Raw genomic sequence first — 17,243 nt, forward strand, 5'->3', positions numbered from 1 at the left:
TGAAATTTAAATCAAAAAGGCGAAAATAATGCAAAAAAGCGCAAAATAATGGGAAAAACTTTGGAAACGACAGCAAATCTGCATTGGCTGGCAGTAAAACCAAACCCGTAGGTGGGCTTGCGCCCACCTACGGGCAATAGAATGCGATGGTGGGTCTCGACCCACCCTACCACTTCACTGATCAATAAACACCAGCACAAAGTGAATGAGCTATTTTTAAGCTATATATAGTATAAACAAAAAAACGCTGCCCTTCAGCAGCGTTCCTTCCCTCCTACATCACACGCCTAGCTTTTCGGCGCTTGATCGGACGGCTCATCGTCGCTAAGGCCTGCGGCGGCGTCTTCCTCAGCGCAAGCAGCCTCATCACACTGTTGCTGTCTGATCGCCTCGTAGACGGCCTCTGTATGCAATACAGAGCCCTCAGGCGCGGTTGAGGTTTCTCCCTCTTGCCATGGCGCCGTTTCGGCGATCTCTTCAATGTGAATCGTCTTCAAGCTATAGTCAGGCTGAAAGTGTAAATCATACTTAGCAGCTTTAATGGTGGCCACCATCATGGCGCTCATGATGATGATCAGCGGTGCCCCCGAGAAAATAGACGCCGTTTGCAGCGTGGCTAAATCCCCAAAGAACATCAGCACAGCCGGCATAAAGCACAGCGCAAAGGCCCAGAACAATCGGTTCCAACGATGAGGTTCATCATCCACCTCTTTTTGCACCACTGCCGCTAGAATGTAAGAAATCGAGTCAAACGTAGTGGCGGTAAAAATAATGGCCAAGAGCGTAAACACGGCCACGACCAGCTTGGCCATCGGCAAGGTGTGCAAAATAGCAAAAATCGCGGCCGTTGGGCTGACTTCATTCAAGATCGTCACCACGTCTAAGGCACCGGTTAACTGTAGGTATAAACCATAGTTGCCCAGGATGATGAAAAACAGCGAACAGCCTAGGCTGCCAAAAAAGATGGAACCGACTACAATTTGGCGAATGGTGCGGCCTTTAGAAATGCGGGCAATAAAAAGGCCGATAGTGGGCGCAAACACCAGCCACCAGGCCCAGTAAAACACGGTCCAATCTTGTGGGAAGGTGGTGCGCTTAAAGCCGTGTTCGGTAAACTCACCGAAGGAGCCCACCCATGTCATCATGCGGAACATATTGCTAATCGAGCGACCTAGGCTTTCCAGGCCCACGTTGAGCATAAACACCGTCGGGCCGACCACCAGCACAAACAGCAAGAAAGCGATGGCCAGATAAAAGTTAATGTTGGATAAAAACTGAATCCCCCCTTTAATGCCTTGATAGGCACTGTAGGCAAAGATCAACGTGGTAAATAACAATACCAACAGCTGTACCCATAACTCCTTGGGCACGCCAAAGAGTTCATGCAGGCCTTCGGTAATCATCGGTGTAGCCAAGCCCAGAGTCGTTGCCCCACCGCCGATCATGCCAAACACAAAAAAGACGTCAACGGTTCGGCCCCAGCGGCTAGCCGCCAGCTTATCGCCTAAGATTGGCGCCAAGCATTGGCTGACTTTTAAGATGGGCTTATTGCGGACGTGGTAGAAATAGGCGATGGGAATGGCGGGCACCAGATAAATGGCCCAGGCCACAGGCCCCCAGTGAAAGATGCCGTAGGTCGACGCCCAACGGATGGCGTCAGGCGAACGCGGCACGAGATCGAACGGTGGGCTTTGATAATAATAGGCCCATTCAATCAGGCCCCAATACAAAATACTGGCGCCAATACCGGCACAAAACAGCATAGAGGCCCAGGACGCCGTTTTAAACTCAACCTCGTCTTCTGGCTTACCGGCCTTAATGTTGCCAATGTCGGAAAACGCAATATAGGTGACGAAAATCACCGATAAAACCCCCATACCCAAATACATCACCCCAAGCTTCTGAGTGACAAACCCTTTCACATAAGCGACCCATTCGGCCCCTTGGGTGGGAAAAAACACCAAGGGCAGCGTCACGCTGAGTAAAATCACAATCACCCCGTAAAAGGTAAAACGGTCAATACTGGTATCGATCACGGGCTTAGCCAGATCAACCGATGCGGTTTGTTGTGGTTTATCTGTTTGCATGCTTATCCATATTGATTATAAACGCTTAAGTCTATCACAAAAAAACGCTTGTTTTTCAAAGGGCTATTTAATTAACCAATGGGTTGCCTTATATCAATGCCCTAGGGCTATGCGTTAAATGGCCATAAAAAAACCGCTTCAACCCTTAGGTTAAAGCGGTTTGGGCTGCCTCTTAAAGGCTTTACTTACTCAGGCAAAAAGCCGCCACTTTGATGTGACCACAGCTGGGCATACAGCCCACCATTGGCCAATAATTGCTGATGGCTACCTTCTTCAACAATCTTGCCCTGATCCAACACAATCAGCCTATCCATGGCGGCAATGGTCGACAAGCGATGCGCAATTGCCACCACGGTTTTACCCTGCATCAACTGATACAGGCTGGTTTGAATGGCGTGCTCGACTTCTGAATCTAAAGCGCTGGTGGCCTCATCCAAGAGTAAGATCGGTGCGTCTTTGAGCATCACCCGTGCAATGGCGATGCGTTGACGCTGACCACCAGACAGCTTAATGCCCCGCTCGCCCACCATCACGTCGTACCCCGTACGGCCTTTGGGGTCGCTTAAGGCCATAATAAACTCATGGGCCTCGGCTTTTTTAGCTGCCGCAATCATCTCGGCCTCACTGGCATCAGGCCGGCCATACATAATATTGTCGCGAATGCTTCGGTGTAATAACGAGGTGTCTTGGGTCACCATGCCAATTTGGCCGCGTAGGCTGTCTTGGCTAACCTGGGCAATGTCTTGGCCATCAATACGAATCTGGCCAAAGTCGATGTCATGAAAGCGCAGCAATAAATTAATCAGCGTGGATTTACCGGCACCTGAGCGTCCCACTAGGCCAATTTTTTCACCGGCCTCAATGCGTAGGCTAAGTTCATGAATCAGGCCACGCGGCTGAGTTTTATCGTAGCGAAAACCCACGTTTTCAAACACGACTTCCCCTTGCTGTACGTTTAAGGTCACCGCCTCTGGGCGATCTTGCACTTTGGCTTCACGGGTCAAGGTGGTGATGCCATCCTCAACCGTACCCACATTTTCAAACAGCGAGGTCATTTCCCACATAATCCAATGTGACGTGCCGTTTAAACGTAAAGCCATGGCCGTGGCCGCCGCCACGGCGCCGACGCCTACTTGACCCTGTGACCACAACCACAGTGCGATACCAGCCGAGCTTAAAATCAGGCCCACGCTTAAAATATGGTTCACGATTTCAATGCCGCTGATTAAGCGCATTTGGGCTTTAGCGGCCTCTAAGAACGAATCCATAGCACTTTTGGCGTAATCGGCCTCTTTACCAGAATGAGAGAACAGCTTCACCGTGGTGATGTTGGTGTAGGCATCGGTAATGCGCCCAGACATCAATGAACGCGTGTCGGCCTGATGTTTAGACACCCGTCCAAGGCGCGGCACAAACCAGTAGAGCGCGGCGACATACAGCACCAGCCAAGCCAAAAATGGCCACAGCATTTGGGTATTAAAACCACCGACCACGGTAATCATGGTGACAAAGTAAATCAGGATGAACACCATGATGTCGGTCAAAATTAAGCACACGTCGCGTACGGCTAAAGCAGTTTGTAACACTTTGGCCGAAATGCGCCCAGCAAACTCGTCTTGGAAAAAATGCATGCTTTGGTTCAACATCAGGCGATGGAAGTTCCAGCGCAGGCGCATTGGGAAGTTGCTCATCAAGGTCTGGTGCTTCAAAATGCTTTGTACCGACACCAGGCCAATACTGCCGATGATGATGGCCGTGAGGATCATGATGTTTTTGCCTTCGTCCTGCCACAGCCGAGCAGGGCTGGTATTGGCCAACCAGTCAACAACCTGACCCAGCATAGCAAATAACGCGGCTTCAAACATACCAAAGAAAATGGAACAAATGCTCATGAGGGCAATGTGGCCACGCACGCCTTCCGTACAGTGCCAAATAAAGGCAAAAAAAGCTTTAGGCGGAATACTGGGGGCTTTTTTGGGATAGGGGTTAATCAATCGTTCAAACAACCGGAACATAATGGCCCTTTATTATTAATAATTAAGTGAATCATTTTAATGGTTTTACTTTTAAAAAGCACAAAAAAACGACTCGCATTCTATCGAGTCGTTTTTTTCGGAACTGCTGACGGTGATTTAACCGGCAAACTGTTTTTTCATTTGTTCGCGACGCTCTTGCGCTTCTAGAGATAAAGTGGCGGTTGGCCGCGCCAACAGGCGGCGCAAGCCAATCGGCTCACCCGTATCCACACAGAAGCCGTAGCTGCCGTCTTCAATTTGACGTAAAGACGCTTGCAGCTTCACCAGCAACTTGCGCTCACGATCGCGGGTACGCAACTCCAAAGCGTATTCTTCTTCTTGAGTCGCTCGGTCCGCAGGATCTGGCGTAGACACTTGCTCTTTCAGATGATTGGTTGTTGCGTTGGCGTTATGAATCATTTCTTCTTGTAAGCTAATCAAAAGTTCTTTGAAAAACTCTAAGTGATCTTCATTCATGTAATCGTCTTCTGAGCCATTCCAGTTGACAATGTCTTGTTCGGTTAATTTAGCCATAATGCTTCCACCTCTTCTAAGTAAACATTTTAGGGCCCAGCCTGAGGCTGAACGATGCCCTATATGCCAAAGTTGCGCATCGTACCACAATACACAACCAATTAATGTTAGTTTTTATCAAAAAAAACCGTATTTTATGCAATAAAACTAAGGTTAATTTTTTTTGATCTTACCTGAAATCTTTATTATTAACTACTTCTAATTACACAAATAAATAACCTTCCAAGAGCCTAGTCAGAAGCGGCAAAATGGTGCCGGTTAGCCACAGTAGAATCAACAATACCACAGTACCCGAAAAATCGAACTGCCCTAGGCGTAAAAAATGAAAAGGCGCCCGGCTTTTGGCGGTTAAACGATGTAAGGCAGGCAAGATATCGGCTGTCGGCGCCGTCATGCTGAGTATGGCTTGCAACAGCAAGGCACCAATAAACACATAGGCCGCTGATTTAATCGTCATGAGTACCGATATTAATACGTTAAATAACACCAATTTACCACTAAAATGACCGCCTTCTATAATGCCCAACACCGTGATGAGTGTAAATGAGACAAAATAAACCACCCACGCCGCTATCACCGAAGCCGTATCCCACTGTTTAATGGCGGGCAAGCCTCGGCGCAGCGGCAGCACGATCCAGTTAGAACCCTTCACGCAAAACTGGGCCAACTGATGGCCGTAATGAATCTTGGCAATCTGTAAAAAAAAGCGCATAAAGCAGATCAGACCGAAAATATCGGCACCGGTTCGCAATATAAATTTTAAAAATAACATGGTTACCCTTGTTTGAATTCAGCCTGCATGGCTTCGGAGCGTTTGCGACACGCTTCGACGCCCGCCTTAATGCCTTCATCCACTCCTCGCTCGGTAAAGGTCACGATGGCTTCATGAGTCGTGCCGCCTTTTGAAGTCACCTTTTGCTGCAGCACGCCAAAATCTTCGCCGCTTTGCTCAGCTAAGGTCACAGCTCCTTTAAACGTGGCCAAGCTCAGCTGCCGCGCCGTATCGGCATCAAAGCCTTGTGCCTGAGCCCCTTGAGCCAATGCATTGAGTAAATAAAACACATAAGCAGGGCCACTGCCGCTGATGCTGGTAATGGCGTGGATTTGGTCTTCTTCTTCTAAACGAATCACCTCACCCACTGCAGCCATCATGCTTTCAGCCATTTCTCGATCATCGGCATTAACGTGAGCGGGTGCATACACGCCGCTGACGCCTAAACCCACCTGGGCCGGCGTATTGGGCATGACGCGGATCAACCGTTGATGCTGATGTAAATAGTGGCTTAAGGTGGCCAGATCAACGCCGGCAGCAATAGACACAACCAACGCCCCATTTGGTTCGATCTGGGCACAGCTGGCCTGCAAATCCTGCGGTTTCACCGCCAACACCAGCACATCAGCAGCGCTTAAGGTGGGGACTTGTGCGAAAGTTTCAACCCCATACCGTTCAGCCAGCTCAACCAGCTTAGCCTCATTGGTGTCAATCACGCCCACTTGATGCGGGCCCTTCACTAAACCCGCGATGATGGCCGATGCCATATTACCGCCGCCTAAAAAGTAAATCATGTTTTATCCTTGTAATGGTTGTTATCTTTACGGTTGTCTTTTAAGCCTAATCACGCTGACCAAACAGTTCTCGGCCAATGCGGATGTGGGTTGCCCCATAGGCAACGGCCAGCGGCCAATCGGCCGACATCCCCATAGACAGTACGTCTAACGCATGGCCTTGCTGATTCAAGTCGTGTAAAAGCGTTTGCATGACGGCAAACTGCTGCGCCAAGGCTGCCTCATCCTCAGTGGCTTCTGGAATGCACATTAAACCGCGTAAGCGTAACCGCGGTAAGGCTTCAATCTCCTTAGCCAAAGCCGCTACTTCGTTCGGCATTACCCCACTCTTACTGGCTTCGGCAGACACATTGACCTGAATACACACTTGAAGCGCAGGCATGCTGTCCGGACGCTGATCGTTCAGACGCGTAGCGATCTTTAAACGCTCGATGGTGTGCACCCAATGGGCGCCTTCTGCCACCTGACGGGTTTTATTCGATTGGAGCGGGCCAATAAAATGCCACACAATGTCGAGCCCTTGCAAGGCCTGTGATTTTTCATACCACTCTTGCACGTAGTTTTCACCAAAATCTCGCTGCCCTTCTGCATACAGCGTTTCAATATCGCTGCTGGGGAAGGTTTTGCTCACCGCCACGAGCTGACAGGACGCTTGGGCGGCACGCAACCGCTGCATGAGTTGCTGATAACGTTGTTGTAGATTCATGTCAATACTCACTCAAATGACTTGGTTTCATTAAAATTAAATGTCATAATCGGCCTCTATTAAGCCTAAAGCCGTCATCATGCTGACCTTAACGACGCTGTTGCTCATGTGTCACCAGCAACAGGCCTCTGATCTACACTTAAGCTGTGGCCACCCACCCTATCTACGCATAGACGGTGACTTAACTGCCTTGGCTCATCCACGGCTCACGCCAACCTTAATGAACCAGCTGCAAGCGCAAGCGCTGAATCCTCCCCAGGCGCAGTGGCTAAAACAGCAAGGTGCGGTGGATTTTGCCTACACCAGCGATTTTGGACAACGCTTTCGTGGTCATGCCTTTGAGCAATGCCTAGGCCCAAGCCTGGCGTTTCGCTACCTTAACCCAAAGCCACCTAGCCTGGCCGCCTTACATGCCCCGCCCGCGTTGGCCTCATTTAGCCATGCTCACCAAGGTTTGATTCTGTGCACAGGCCCGACAGGCTCTGGAAAGTCTACCACCTTAGCGGCTTTAATCGCCACGATCAACCAACACCAGCAAAAACACATCCTCACTTTAGAAGCACCCATTGAATACCTACACCAAAGCGACCAAAGCTTAATTCAGCAGCGTGATTTAGGCCTAGAAAGTGAGGCCTTAGCCGCAGCCTTAAACCAAGCCCTCAGAGCCGATCCTGACGTATTGGTATTGGGAGAGCTGCGTGATTTAAACAGCATTCGCCTAGCCCTCACTGCCGCCGAGACTGGCCATTTGGTATTGGCCACCCTACACAGCGCCAGCGCCGCCCAAACCATTCACCGAATTCTCGACGTCTTTCCCGACAGGGAGAAAAACCTGATTCAGGCCCAGCTTGCCGCCAGCCTCGTGGCCATTGTCTCGCAAACGCTGGTCAAGAAAAAGCAGCCGCCGGGTCGTATCGCAGCCTTTGAAGTCTTGATCAACACGCCTGCTATTGCCCACTTAATCCGCGAACGTAAAGTGGTCCAGATTCCCACTATTTTACAAACGCAACAGGCTCAAGGCATGCAAACCATGGCGCAGGCATTGACCCGCTTAAGCCAGCAGCAGCTCATTTAGCCATCTTGTTGATGCAGGTCGATGCAGATCGATCACCTAATGGATCGATTCATCACTATTTAAAGACCAATCTCACCAATCCATTTAAAAAAGCGCTGAATTCATTCATCCCACCTTGGTTTTTTAGGCCCTAAGTCTTATCCTTGTGGCTCACTCATCTCATTCTCACACACACAAAAGGCTAACGCGACCATGGTTAATCCATCCGCATATAAAAAAGGCATTCTTTTCACCATAGGTTGTTACATCATCTGGGGCTTATTTCCCCTGTATTGGTATCCACTGGGCGACTTAGACCCATTACAAACTTTGGCACAGCGCATTTGTTGGTCGGCTTTATTTGCCACCTTATTGGTTATTTTTTTAAGAGAGGGTCGAGCAGTCTATAAAGCTTTTTCTCAAAAAAGAACCTTAACCATTTTGGGCCTATCGGCCTTTATGCTGTCGATGAACTGGCTTATCTATCTCTGGGCCATTGCCAACCACCACGTTTTAGACGCGAGCTTGGGCTATTTCATGACCCCTTTATTCAGCATTTTCTTGGGCCGTGTATTTTTTAAAGAATCTTTAAATACCCTGCAGTATTTTGCGATGGCTATCGCCACCGGCGCCATCCTATGGCTGACTTGGTTAGCAGGCACCGTACCTTATGTTGCCATTGGCCTTACTTTATCCTTTGGTTTTTATGGCCTGTTACGCAAGCTGGCGCCTTTGGGTGCCATTCCTGGGCTGGCAGTGGAAACCTTCTTAATGACGCCGCTGGCGGCACTCTATTTAATGTATGAAGGCCTGCATGGCCGCGTGATGTTTGCTAGCCTACCCACGTTGAGCATGCTGGTGCTGCTGTTTTCGGGCGTGGTGACCTCCATCCCCCTATTGATGTTTGCCGCCGGCGCGAAACGCATCCCTCTATCCTTATTGGGCATCATCCAATACATTTCCCCTACTATTCAATTCATCTTGGGCCTATGGGTCTTTAATGAGGCTTTTGAATGGAATCGTTTTATGGGGTTTGTGCTGGTGTGGATTGCGGTGGTGCTCTATTTACTCAGCGGCTGGTACAGTAAAACCCACCCCAAACACGCATAAAAAAAGACTGAGCTTAAAGCTCAGTCTTTTTTTTGAACGACAAAAATCGATTAAATCACTTTGTCTTTTAGCGCATCGACACGAGGGTTCACCGCGTCTAAAGGCTTTTTATTACGGTTGGCGTCGTTCACGTATTTCACGAAATCTGCCGCCTCTTGTTCCTGACGCACCATCACCGGCACGAAGCGAGGATCTTGAGTATTGACCGCAATTTGCTCGCCTGGCGTGACTTGTTCAATCCGCACTTCAGCAGTGCCTTGATTGATGTAGCCTAGTTTTTTCGCAGCCGCGTAAGATAAATCGATGATGCGGCTTTTGCTAAAAGGACCACGGTCATTAATGCGCACAACCACTTCTTTATTGTTGGCCAAATTGGTTACTTTAACATAACTTGGGATCGGCAAAGTGGGGTGGGCAGCCGTGTAGTCATACATATTGTAGACTTCTTCTGACGTAGTTTTGCGACCGTGGAATTGATTGCCATACCAAGAGGCGCGGCCTTCTTGGGCAAACTTCACGATTTCCTTACTGGGGGTGTAGCGTTTACCGGCGACCTTGTAGCTCATATTGGCGGCACGATGTAAGGGCTCTTTGGGGATGATAACAACATTATTTTTTTTAGCTGCTGCAGCAAGCTTAGGCTGAACCACTTTAGCGGCAGGCGCTACGGCGGCGAAGCTCAACAAGCCCACACACATCATCAGTCTTAAAAAAATCGTATTCAGAAAACTAACCTCCTAAACGTACGATCCCCCTGTCTTTAGTCACTTTAAAATAAACCTTAAAGTGTTATTGCCCACCCACATAGTCCAATTGTCGCCAAGCTTCAAACACCATAACCGCAACCGTATTGGATAAATTCATACTACGGCTGTCCGGCATCATGGGTAATCTCACCTTTTGCGCCGCGGGTAGCTCATCCAGAATGTCTGCTGGCAAACCGCGGGTTTCAGGGCCGAATAAAAACACATCGCCCTCCTGAAACTGAACTTGATCTGGTCTGGTGTGACCTTTTGTGGTTAACGCAAAGATTCTTTTGCCCGCTAACGCAGTTAAACAGGCGTTAAAATCTTCGTGTACCGTTACATGAGCAAACTCATGATAATCCAGCCCTGCGCGACGCATTTTGCTGGAATCAAGAGGAAACCCTAAGGGTTTCACTAAATGTAAATCCACACCGGTGTTGGCACATAATCTGATGATGTTGCCCGTATTCGGTGGGATCTCAGGTTGATACAGTACTACTGTGAACATAATAATTACTCGGCAATATGCAATAAAAAGAACAGTCTAGTCAAATTTTTACGATTTGTTTTTTTAATAAGGCCCACACATACACCTCGAATCGCCCATGATGCTTGAGCTGAGCCGCCATTTCCGAAACTGTTGCACAAGTGGTCAAAACGTCGTCGATTAGCAAAATTTTACCTTGATCTGCATTAAATTTTACCCTATTAAAAGAAAACACGCCTTGCACGTTTTTAATTCTTTGTGATTCATTTAATAGTGATTGTGAAGGGGTATCCACCCGATCACACAAATGCGACGATATTAAAGGAATCTGCCAATGTCTCGCAATGCTTTTTGCCAACTCTTCACTTTGATTAAACCCACGCATTCGCCACTTTGCGGCGCTGATGGGCACGGCCAGTACGTGTTGAAAATCCATTTCAATAAACGGCGGCGGCCTTTCTTGCATTAATTGCCCGAGCGCATGCGCCAACATGAGATTTTTTTGATATTTAAATGCCTGTACCAGCCCAGCCAAAGGAAAGGCATAATCGTAGCTGGCAAAGCACTGGGTTAACGATGTCTGCTTTTGCTGACACTGGCCGCAAGGCTGGCTGTCAAAGCTGCCACGCGCACATAAAGGGCACACGTCTTCGGTAAACGTCAGGCACTTTTGACAGGCGCCGCACACGCCTAAGCTGCTGGCGTGAATTTTTTCGTGGCATAATACGCAGATTGATCCAAGGATTTGGTTTAATCCTTGTTGGCTTTTGCGGAGTATTTTATTCAACATGTTGCCCCTTTCTTCCCCTATTTTGCTGCTCCACGGCTGGGCGGCCAATCACCATGTTTTTGCTGATTTAATTCACAGATTACCTTCTGACGGCGTGTATTTAACCCCTGACTTACCTGGCCATGGCCGCACACCCATGCCTTCGAAGTTTGACGTAGCAGCCATCGCCGACGAATTAGCCGCCACCTTAACCGAGCCTGTGCATTTAGTTGGCTGGTCTTTAGGTGGCCACATCGCCCTGTATTTAGCCGCCCGCCATCCTCATTTGGTAAAAAGCCTGTGCTTAACCGCAAGTTTTGCTAAATTCATGGCCAGCGCCGATTATCCAGAAGGGCTCACAAATCCGGCCTTGGCGAAAATGGTGACGCTGTTCAATCAAGATTTCGACAAATACATGACGCAGTTTTTTCAGCTGCAATTTTTGTACGCCAAAGAACACCTAGCCACCTTAGATCAGGTTTTGCCGCTGGTGTGCCAATATGGCCCGCCGCCGGCTTTGGCCATGGCACTACAGGCCATTGAAAATTCTGACGCGCGTGCCTCTTTGGCGTTGATTCAAGCGCCCTCCTTATTATTGTTTGGCCAAAAAGACGCCATTACCCCACCAAAGATGGGCCACTACCTACACCAGCACCTAGCTAATAGCCAGCTGCATTTATTCGAACGTGCCTCACACGCACCTTTTCTCTCACACGCAGATGAGTTTGCCCAAGCGCTGACTCAATTTTGGGCCACATTATGACCACCACCTCTCAAACCGACACGCCCTGGCAAGCCAAAGACTGGTTTATTTACGCCGAACTCGCCAAGCGCATGGACGAACGCTTATTGCTGATCAAAAAACAGCCCGAACACATCCTGCTGGTGGGCGCCGATTTCAATGAAAGCCCACAGCGTTTAAGCCAACGCTATCCCGATGCACGCTTAAGTATTTTTGATCCGCGGGCTGAGTTTTTAGCCAACAGCCAAGCCAATCATCAGAAGCAGCAATCTATGTGGCAAAAACTCACCAAAAAAAGCTTACCTCATACTCAACAGACGCTTGAACAGCCTTTACCGCTAGCCAGTGCCGATTTTGTGTGGAGTAATTTAGCCCTGTATCAGGCGGCCGACCCTGTCGCGGTGTTTCCTCAATGGTCTGATGCCTTAAAAAAAGAGGGTCTACTGTTTTTCAGCACCTTCGGACCAGACACGCTACAAGAAATTGTGGCCTACTTAGCCAAACATGACATTGTACTCGAATCAAAACGTTTATGGGACATGCATGATTTAGGTGACATGATGTTTTACAACGGTTTTAACGAACCCGTGATGGACATGGAAAAAATGAACCTCAGCTATCAAAGTGCGGCTTCTTTTTGGCGCGACTACCACATTCTTCAGGCCCAAAACCTATTTGATCAAGACATCAGCGCCAACAGTTCGATAAAATCACTCATTGATCAAGGTTTTTACCAGGGTGAACTCAACCAAATCACTTTAGAAGTGGTCTATGGTCATGGGTTGAAAAAAATCACCTTACCGGATCAACAATCGGTGGTGAACTTCTACCCCAAACGTCCCGAGGCCTAAGGCCTTTATAGTAGTTTTTTTACGAGTATATTGGTTATGTTAAAACGCATCAGTGTGTTATTCAGTAGTTTGGTTGTGGCCGCCTGTGGCGTCACCAACGCACCCGCGCCCGTTGCCCCTAAACCGACCCCAGTGATTGGTTTAGCCTTAGGCGGCGGCGCATCTAAGGGGTTTGCCCACATTGGGGTGATTAAGGTATTAAAAGAAGCGGGTATCCCGGTTAAGATCGTCACCGGCACCAGTGCCGGCGCGGTGGTGGGCAGCATGTACGCCTCCGGCATGAGCCCTGATCGCCTAGAATTAGAGGCCGAAATCATGAATAAGGCCGACGTGATTGATTTTGCCCTCTCCTTTAAAGGCTTAATCAAAGGCGAAAAGCTGGCGCAATACATTAACGTCAAAACCAAACAGCAGCTGATGCAAAACTATCCGATTAAATTTGGGGCCGTGGCCACCGATTTTTCAACCGGTAAAATGGTGGTGTTTAATAAGGGTAAGGCCGGCCAAGCCGTACGCGCCTCAGCCAGCATTCCAAATGTCTTTCAGCCCGCCACCATCAGCGGTCGTCAATACGTCGATGGCGGCCTAGTGGCACCAGTACCCGTAACGGCTGCACGCCAGCTAGGCGCAACTAAAGTGATTGCTGTCGACATCACCGCGAAGCCCAGTAAAAATAAAGGCGATGGTTTTTGGTCTTATTTAGACCAAAGCCTCAACATCATGAACACCTCGGCCTTAAACAATGAATTGGCCAAGGCCGATGTGGTGATTCGACCCAATGTTTTGTCTATGGGCGCCGTCAGCGGCTTTGACCAGAAAAAAGAAGCCATCGAATTAGGCGAAAAGGCCGCCCGAGCGGCGCTGCCTAAAATTCGGGCCATGTTGGCTAAATAGGCTAACCATCCCCACAAGCGGTTGATTTCTTCATCATCAACCGCTTTTTTACGTTTATCTGGGCTGAAAAAAGGGGAAGTCCTTTCAACCTAAGCCAATCATGCTTAAAATACAGCCCATCACGCTTACTGCTCAATCACTAATTAAAGGATTATTCTCATGAACGTTTTGGTTTTAGGTTCAGGCGGCCGCGAACACGCTTTGGCATGGCGTTTGGCTCAATCAACGCAAGTCACCCAAGTTTTTGTGGCCCCAGGCAATGCCGGTACCGCCCAAGAACCTAAATTAAAAAACATCCCTTTAAGCCAACATGATGAGCTGATTCAGTTCTGTCGTGATGAACAGGTGGTGTTCACCGTCGTGGGTCCTGAAGCGCCCTTGGCTGCGGGCGTGGTCAATGATTTTCGCGCTGCTGGCTTAGCCATTTTTGGCCCCACTCAATTTGCCGCCCAATTAGAAAGTTCTAAAGATTTTGCCAAAGCCTTTATGGCCAAATACGCCATCCCCACCGCCGGCTACCAAACCTTTGAAGTCGCGACAGAAGCCCATGCCTATGTAGACGCTAAAGGCGCACCGATTGTGATCAAAGCCGACGGTCTAGCCGCGGGTAAAGGCGTCATCGTGGCCATGACCCTAGAAGAAGCGCACAGCGCCATTGACGACATGTTACTGGGCAACAGCATGGGGGATGCGGGCGCACGCGTGGTGATTGAAGATTTCCTAACCGGTGAAGAAGCCAGCTTCATCGTCATGGTCGACGGCGAACATGTTTTGCCAATGGCCACCAGCCAAGACCACAAACGCCTACACGACCAAGACCAAGGCCCAAATACAGGCGGGATGGGCGCCTACAGCCCAGCGCCAGTGGTGACCGATGCTGTCTACCAACGCACCATGGATGAAATCATCATGCCTACCGTACGCGGTATGGCGGCAGAAGGCCATCCTTATACGGGCTTTTTATACGCCGGCCTGATGATTGATGCCAGCGGCGCACCCTACACCATCGAATTTAACTGCCGCTTTGGCGACCCAGAAACCCAACCGATTATGAGCCGCTTATTATCAGACTTCCCTAGCCTGATTCAAGCTGGCATCGACGGCCGTTTAAATGAAGTAGAAGCCAAGTGGGATGAACGCGTGGCCGTTGGGGTCGTGTTGGCGGCTCAAGGCTATCCAGAGGCGCCACGTAAAGGCGACACCATCAGCGGCATTGAATCTGCTAATGAATTGGGTAAGGTATTTCATGCCGGTACCCAATTCAACGCCAATGGCGATTTGATCAGCAGCGGCGGCCGTGTTCTGTGTGCCGTCGGTCTGGGTGAAAACATTGCCAAAGCGCAAGAACAGGCCTATCGTGTGGTGAATGAACTGCACTTTGATGGCGCTCACTACCGTCACGACATTGGTGCCAAAGCACTTTAAACCTTATTTCAGTGGCCCTAGGCCAATATTTGCCTGACGGCCACTGAATCAGACCCCTACCATGACTAATCACCCTCATCGTCCCTTTGCTCCTCGCGTCGCCAGCCACGCCTATTTACAAGCGTTAAAAGCTCATTTAAAACAGGGCGGCGTGATTGCCTACCCAACCGGTTCCTGCTTTGGTTTGGGCGGCTTACCCACCCACCCTCGGGCGATTCGCCACATCATTAAGCTTAAAAAAAGACCACAACATAAAGGTTTAATCGTCATTGGCGCGCACTCACGCCAATTCAATCGATTGATCCAGCCGCTGAGCCAAGCCCAAGAGGCTCAGGTTAATCAATATTGGCCAGGGCCTTATACCTTTTTATGCCCCAGCGCTGGGCGAGTACTACCCAGTTTGCGTGGCCAACAAAACACCACTTTAGCCGTGCGTGTAGACGCTCACCCCGTGGCCCGACAATTGTGTCAGCGGTTAAACACCGCCTTGATTTCAACGTCGGCGAATTTTTCAGGCGGCGTGTCGTGTAAAAACACGCGTCAAACCCAAAAGCTATTTGGCCATGAGGCTCTGATGGTTGCGGGGCGCATTGGCGGCGATCACCGTCCCAGCACTATTTTTGATTTAAAAACCGGTAAAAAGCTTCGTTAAACAAAAGCCTAGAAAAAAAGGTGGCCCGTTACGGCCACCTTTTTTTATTCTATAATCTTATTGACTGAACTTATTGTTTATTAGATTATCTATTCTAAACAGATATTAATTTTAAATGGCTGTAAGCATTCAAAAGATGCCCCATGTCCCGTACTTAAGCTGCGTCAGACGAACCTTATAAATTGCATGCCTTAAAGGAGATCAATTCATGAAAACCATTATGTGGGCAACCGCCCTATTAGCCTTAAGCGGCTGTGCCGCCACGGCGGCTCAAGCGAACCAGGAAAAAACCCTTTACGTCGCGCCAAAACTTGCCGACTGTGTGGGCGTAGGGCCGATGAAATGCATGCAGGTTAAAGAAGGCGCCGATGGCGAATGGACTTATTTTTACGGCGGCATTCAAGGCTTTGATTATGAAGAAGGCTATCAATATAAGTTACAAGTTCATGTACAAGACCTAGACCCAAAACAGGTACCGGCCGATGCACCGAGTAAACGCTGGAGCCTAGTGAAAATCTTGGAAAAAACCAATGCCCAAACTGGGGAAACCACGCCTTTAAAATAAGGTGTATTTAGCTAAGGATTACCATGTCAAATAACGACAATCACGGCTTCACACAATCAACAGCTTCTGGCCATTTAGGGATGCCGCAGGAGGCCCCTCCGTCAGTTAAAGAATGGGTCTTAACCTTAATCATTTTAATGATTCCCTTGGTTAACCTAATCATGATGTTGGTGTGGGCCTTTGGCGAGGGCCCAAAGTGGCGGGCCAACTTCTGTAAGGCCAACCTATTGATTATGGTGATTGCCTTGGCAGTATACTTCATCATCTTCTTATTATTTGGCAGCATTCTCCTCACCAGCTCCATGCCCAACTAAATAAAAAACCTCGGTTGATTAACCGAGGTTTTTTTATGCGACATCCAATGCCACGATGGTGGCTACATCGGCCTTAATCTGAAACGACACGTTCACTCCAGCCAACAGCATGCCATACACTCGATGCTCGTCTTCTTGATAGGCAGGACGAGGGTCTTGTGCCACGCTTTGACTCACCAAGGCTCTAAATTCAGGCGTCAGCCCTTGATCCTCATATTGGGTCATGGCTAACTCAGACCACACCACCGTCAATAATGGGGGCGAACCCGACACGAATCCACTTCGGGCCTCTGGTTTGGCCTCAACAAACGGAATATACGGCTTGATGTCCACCACGGGCGTGCCGTCTAATAAATCAGCGCCGCTGAGCAATAAGCGCACCCCTTTACTGGTGTCCACCGCCTCTAAACGCAATAAAGACAGGCCTAAATGATTAGGCCGATGGGGGCTACGGGTAGCAAATACACCCATTTTTTGCTTGCCCCCTAAACGGGGTGGCCTCACCAAAGGTGACCAGCCGTCTTTGATCGCTGCATGAAACACAAAATGCACCCAAACATAGTCAAAGCCGGCTAAGCCGCGCACGCATTCTTCATTAAACTCAGGCGCGAACACCAGCCAAACTTTAGCTGCATCGACTAAGCCTGGCTGGCGAGCAATGCCAAATTTTTGTTGATACGGAGATTCAATTACTCCGATGGTTTCAATGGTTAATTGCATAAACGC

General features: G+C 49.1%; 19 protein-coding genes. 9 read left to right on the forward strand and 10 right to left on the reverse strand.

Annotated features, from left to right (window positions below):
- Positions 1-287: 287 nt before the first annotated feature.
- The 6 genes from AB8Q18_14205 to AB8Q18_14230 all read right to left on the reverse strand — a co-directional run bounded on the left by AB8Q18_14205 (position 288) and on the right by AB8Q18_14230 (position 6,908).
- A complete protein-coding gene (locus AB8Q18_14205; GenBank protein XDZ51301.1) occupies positions 288-2,087 on the reverse strand; it encodes a BCCT family transporter in 1,800 nt (599 codons plus the stop codon).
- A gap of 185 nt (positions 2,088-2,272) precedes the next feature.
- On the reverse strand, positions 2,273-4,102 hold the full coding sequence (locus tag AB8Q18_14210; protein ID XDZ51302.1) for an ABC transporter ATP-binding protein: 1,830 nt from the start codon (positions 4,100-4,102) through the stop codon (positions 2,273-2,275).
- A gap of 117 nt (positions 4,103-4,219) precedes the next feature.
- Positions 4,220-4,636, reverse strand: coding sequence for an RNA polymerase-binding protein DksA (gene dksA / locus AB8Q18_14215; protein ID XDZ51303.1), 417 nt, complete (start codon positions 4,634-4,636; stop codon positions 4,220-4,222).
- A gap of 202 nt (positions 4,637-4,838) precedes the next feature.
- Entirely contained in the window at positions 4,839-5,408 is a 570-nt protein-coding gene (locus AB8Q18_14220) for a YggT family protein (protein XDZ51304.1), read from the reverse strand.
- A gap of 2 nt (positions 5,409-5,410) precedes the next feature.
- Complete coding sequence (gene proC, locus AB8Q18_14225) at positions 5,411-6,202, reverse strand: pyrroline-5-carboxylate reductase (protein XDZ51305.1); 792 nt, start codon at positions 6,200-6,202, stop codon at positions 5,411-5,413.
- 46 nt (positions 6,203-6,248) lie between these two features.
- Positions 6,249-6,908, reverse strand: coding sequence for a YggS family pyridoxal phosphate-dependent enzyme (locus AB8Q18_14230; protein ID XDZ51306.1), 660 nt, complete (start codon positions 6,906-6,908; stop codon positions 6,249-6,251).
- Positions 6,909-6,987: 79 nt separating this feature from the next.
- Between AB8Q18_14230 and AB8Q18_14235 the strand changes: the two genes are divergently transcribed.
- Entirely contained in the window at positions 6,988-7,983 is a 996-nt protein-coding gene (locus AB8Q18_14235) for a type IV pilus twitching motility protein PilT (GenBank protein XDZ51307.1), read from the forward strand.
- Positions 7,984-8,175: 192 nt separating this feature from the next.
- Positions 8,176-9,072 carry an EamA family transporter RarD gene (rarD, locus tag AB8Q18_14240; GenBank protein XDZ51308.1) on the forward strand — a complete coding sequence of 299 codons (897 nt, stop codon included), beginning with the start codon at positions 8,176-8,178 and terminating at the stop codon, positions 9,070-9,072.
- A 50-nt stretch (positions 9,073-9,122) separates the two neighbouring features.
- Here rarD and AB8Q18_14245 read toward each other — a convergent pair whose 3' ends face one another.
- The 3 genes from AB8Q18_14245 to AB8Q18_14255 all read right to left on the reverse strand — a co-directional run bounded on the left by AB8Q18_14245 (position 9,123) and on the right by AB8Q18_14255 (position 10,798).
- Positions 9,123-9,773 (reverse strand): septal ring lytic transglycosylase RlpA family protein, encoded by a 651-nt coding sequence (locus AB8Q18_14245; protein XDZ51309.1) that lies wholly within the window; start codon positions 9,771-9,773, stop codon positions 9,123-9,125.
- Between the two features lie 88 nt (positions 9,774-9,861).
- Entirely contained in the window at positions 9,862-10,326 is a 465-nt protein-coding gene (trmL, locus tag AB8Q18_14250) for a tRNA (uridine(34)/cytosine(34)/5-carboxymethylaminomethyluridine(34)-2'-O)-methyltransferase TrmL (GenBank protein XDZ51310.1), read from the reverse strand.
- Positions 10,327-10,366: 40 nt separating this feature from the next.
- Positions 10,367-10,798: a ComF family protein gene (locus AB8Q18_14255; protein ID XDZ51311.1), complete on the reverse strand. Its 432-nt coding sequence runs from the start codon at positions 10,796-10,798 to the stop codon at positions 10,367-10,369.
- A gap of 298 nt (positions 10,799-11,096) precedes the next feature.
- Here AB8Q18_14255 and bioH point away from each other — a divergent pair, with 298 nt between their 5' ends.
- From bioH to AB8Q18_14290, 7 genes are all read left to right on the forward strand, one after another.
- Positions 11,097-11,837, forward strand: coding sequence for a pimeloyl-ACP methyl ester esterase BioH (gene bioH, locus AB8Q18_14260; GenBank protein ID XDZ52943.1), 741 nt, complete (start codon positions 11,097-11,099; stop codon positions 11,835-11,837).
- Positions 11,834-12,667, forward strand: a complete 834-nt coding sequence (locus AB8Q18_14265) for a methyltransferase domain-containing protein (GenBank protein ID XDZ51312.1) — start codon at positions 11,834-11,836, stop codon at positions 12,665-12,667. Before bioH ends, AB8Q18_14265 begins: the two co-directional genes overlap by 4 nt.
- A 36-nt stretch (positions 12,668-12,703) precedes the next feature.
- Positions 12,704-13,561, forward strand: a complete 858-nt coding sequence (locus AB8Q18_14270) for a patatin-like phospholipase family protein (protein ID XDZ51313.1) — start codon at positions 12,704-12,706, stop codon at positions 13,559-13,561.
- A 159-nt stretch (positions 13,562-13,720) separates the two neighbouring features.
- Positions 13,721-14,986, forward strand: a complete 1,266-nt coding sequence (purD, locus tag AB8Q18_14275) for a phosphoribosylamine--glycine ligase (GenBank protein XDZ51314.1) — start codon at positions 13,721-13,723, stop codon at positions 14,984-14,986.
- 61 nt (positions 14,987-15,047) lie between these two features.
- Positions 15,048-15,638, forward strand: coding sequence for an L-threonylcarbamoyladenylate synthase (locus AB8Q18_14280; protein ID XDZ51315.1), 591 nt, complete (start codon positions 15,048-15,050; stop codon positions 15,636-15,638).
- Positions 15,639-15,846: 208 nt separating this feature from the next.
- Positions 15,847-16,203 (forward strand): DUF4377 domain-containing protein, encoded by a 357-nt coding sequence (locus AB8Q18_14285; GenBank protein XDZ51316.1) that lies wholly within the window; start codon positions 15,847-15,849, stop codon positions 16,201-16,203.
- A gap of 23 nt (positions 16,204-16,226) precedes the next feature.
- Complete coding sequence (locus AB8Q18_14290; GenBank protein ID XDZ51317.1) at positions 16,227-16,517, forward strand: hypothetical protein; 291 nt, start codon at positions 16,227-16,229, stop codon at positions 16,515-16,517.
- A gap of 33 nt (positions 16,518-16,550) precedes the next feature.
- On the opposite strand, the gene tsaA is transcribed toward AB8Q18_14290, so the two are convergent.
- Complete coding sequence (tsaA, locus tag AB8Q18_14295) at positions 16,551-17,237, reverse strand: tRNA (N6-threonylcarbamoyladenosine(37)-N6)-methyltransferase TrmO (GenBank protein XDZ51318.1); 687 nt, start codon at positions 17,235-17,237, stop codon at positions 16,551-16,553.
- Positions 17,238-17,243: the final 6 nt, after the last annotated feature.

The organism is Neisseriaceae bacterium CLB008, assembly GCA_041228285.1.
Classification (GTDB): Bacteria; Pseudomonadota; Gammaproteobacteria; order Burkholderiales; family Neisseriaceae; genus JAGNPU01.

Bases quoted from the DNA above. Each gene is read 5' to 3' on its own strand.
- purD (XDZ51314.1), top strand. From the start codon at position 13,721: ATGAACGTTTTGGTTTTAGGTTCAGGCGGCCGCGAACACGCTTTGGCA.
- proC (XDZ51305.1), bottom strand. From the start codon at position 6,202: ATGATTTACTTTTTAGGCGGCGGTAATATGGCATCGGCCATCATCGCG.
- AB8Q18_14265 (XDZ51312.1), top strand. From the start codon at position 11,834: ATGACCACCACCTCTCAAACCGACACGCCCTGGCAAGCCAAAGACTGG.
- AB8Q18_14205 (XDZ51301.1), bottom strand. From the start codon at position 2,087: ATGCAAACAGATAAACCACAACAAACCGCATCGGTTGATCTGGCTAAG.
- AB8Q18_14255 (XDZ51311.1), bottom strand. From the start codon at position 10,798: ATGTTGGCGCATGCGCTCGGGCAATTAATGCAAGAAAGGCCGCCGCCG.
- AB8Q18_14245 (XDZ51309.1), bottom strand. From the start codon at position 9,773: ATGATGTGTGTGGGCTTGTTGAGCTTCGCCGCCGTAGCGCCTGCCGCT.
- AB8Q18_14270 (XDZ51313.1), top strand. From the start codon at position 12,704: ATGTTAAAACGCATCAGTGTGTTATTCAGTAGTTTGGTTGTGGCCGCC.
- AB8Q18_14280 (XDZ51315.1), top strand. From the start codon at position 15,048: ATGACTAATCACCCTCATCGTCCCTTTGCTCCTCGCGTCGCCAGCCAC.
- AB8Q18_14290 (XDZ51317.1), top strand. From the start codon at position 16,227: ATGTCAAATAACGACAATCACGGCTTCACACAATCAACAGCTTCTGGC.
- trmL (XDZ51310.1), bottom strand. From the start codon at position 10,326: ATGTTCACAGTAGTACTGTATCAACCTGAGATCCCACCGAATACGGGC.
- AB8Q18_14235 (XDZ51307.1), top strand. From the start codon at position 6,988: ATGCTGACCTTAACGACGCTGTTGCTCATGTGTCACCAGCAACAGGCC.
- AB8Q18_14210 (XDZ51302.1), bottom strand. From the start codon at position 4,102: ATGTTCCGGTTGTTTGAACGATTGATTAACCCCTATCCCAAAAAAGCC.
- rarD (XDZ51308.1), top strand. From the start codon at position 8,176: ATGGTTAATCCATCCGCATATAAAAAAGGCATTCTTTTCACCATAGGT.
- AB8Q18_14220 (XDZ51304.1), bottom strand. From the start codon at position 5,408: ATGTTATTTTTAAAATTTATATTGCGAACCGGTGCCGATATTTTCGGT.
- dksA (XDZ51303.1), bottom strand. From the start codon at position 4,636: ATGGCTAAATTAACCGAACAAGACATTGTCAACTGGAATGGCTCAGAA.
- AB8Q18_14230 (XDZ51306.1), bottom strand. From the start codon at position 6,908: ATGAATCTACAACAACGTTATCAGCAACTCATGCAGCGGTTGCGTGCC.
- AB8Q18_14285 (XDZ51316.1), top strand. From the start codon at position 15,847: ATGAAAACCATTATGTGGGCAACCGCCCTATTAGCCTTAAGCGGCTGT.
- tsaA (XDZ51318.1), bottom strand. From the start codon at position 17,237: ATGCAATTAACCATTGAAACCATCGGAGTAATTGAATCTCCGTATCAA.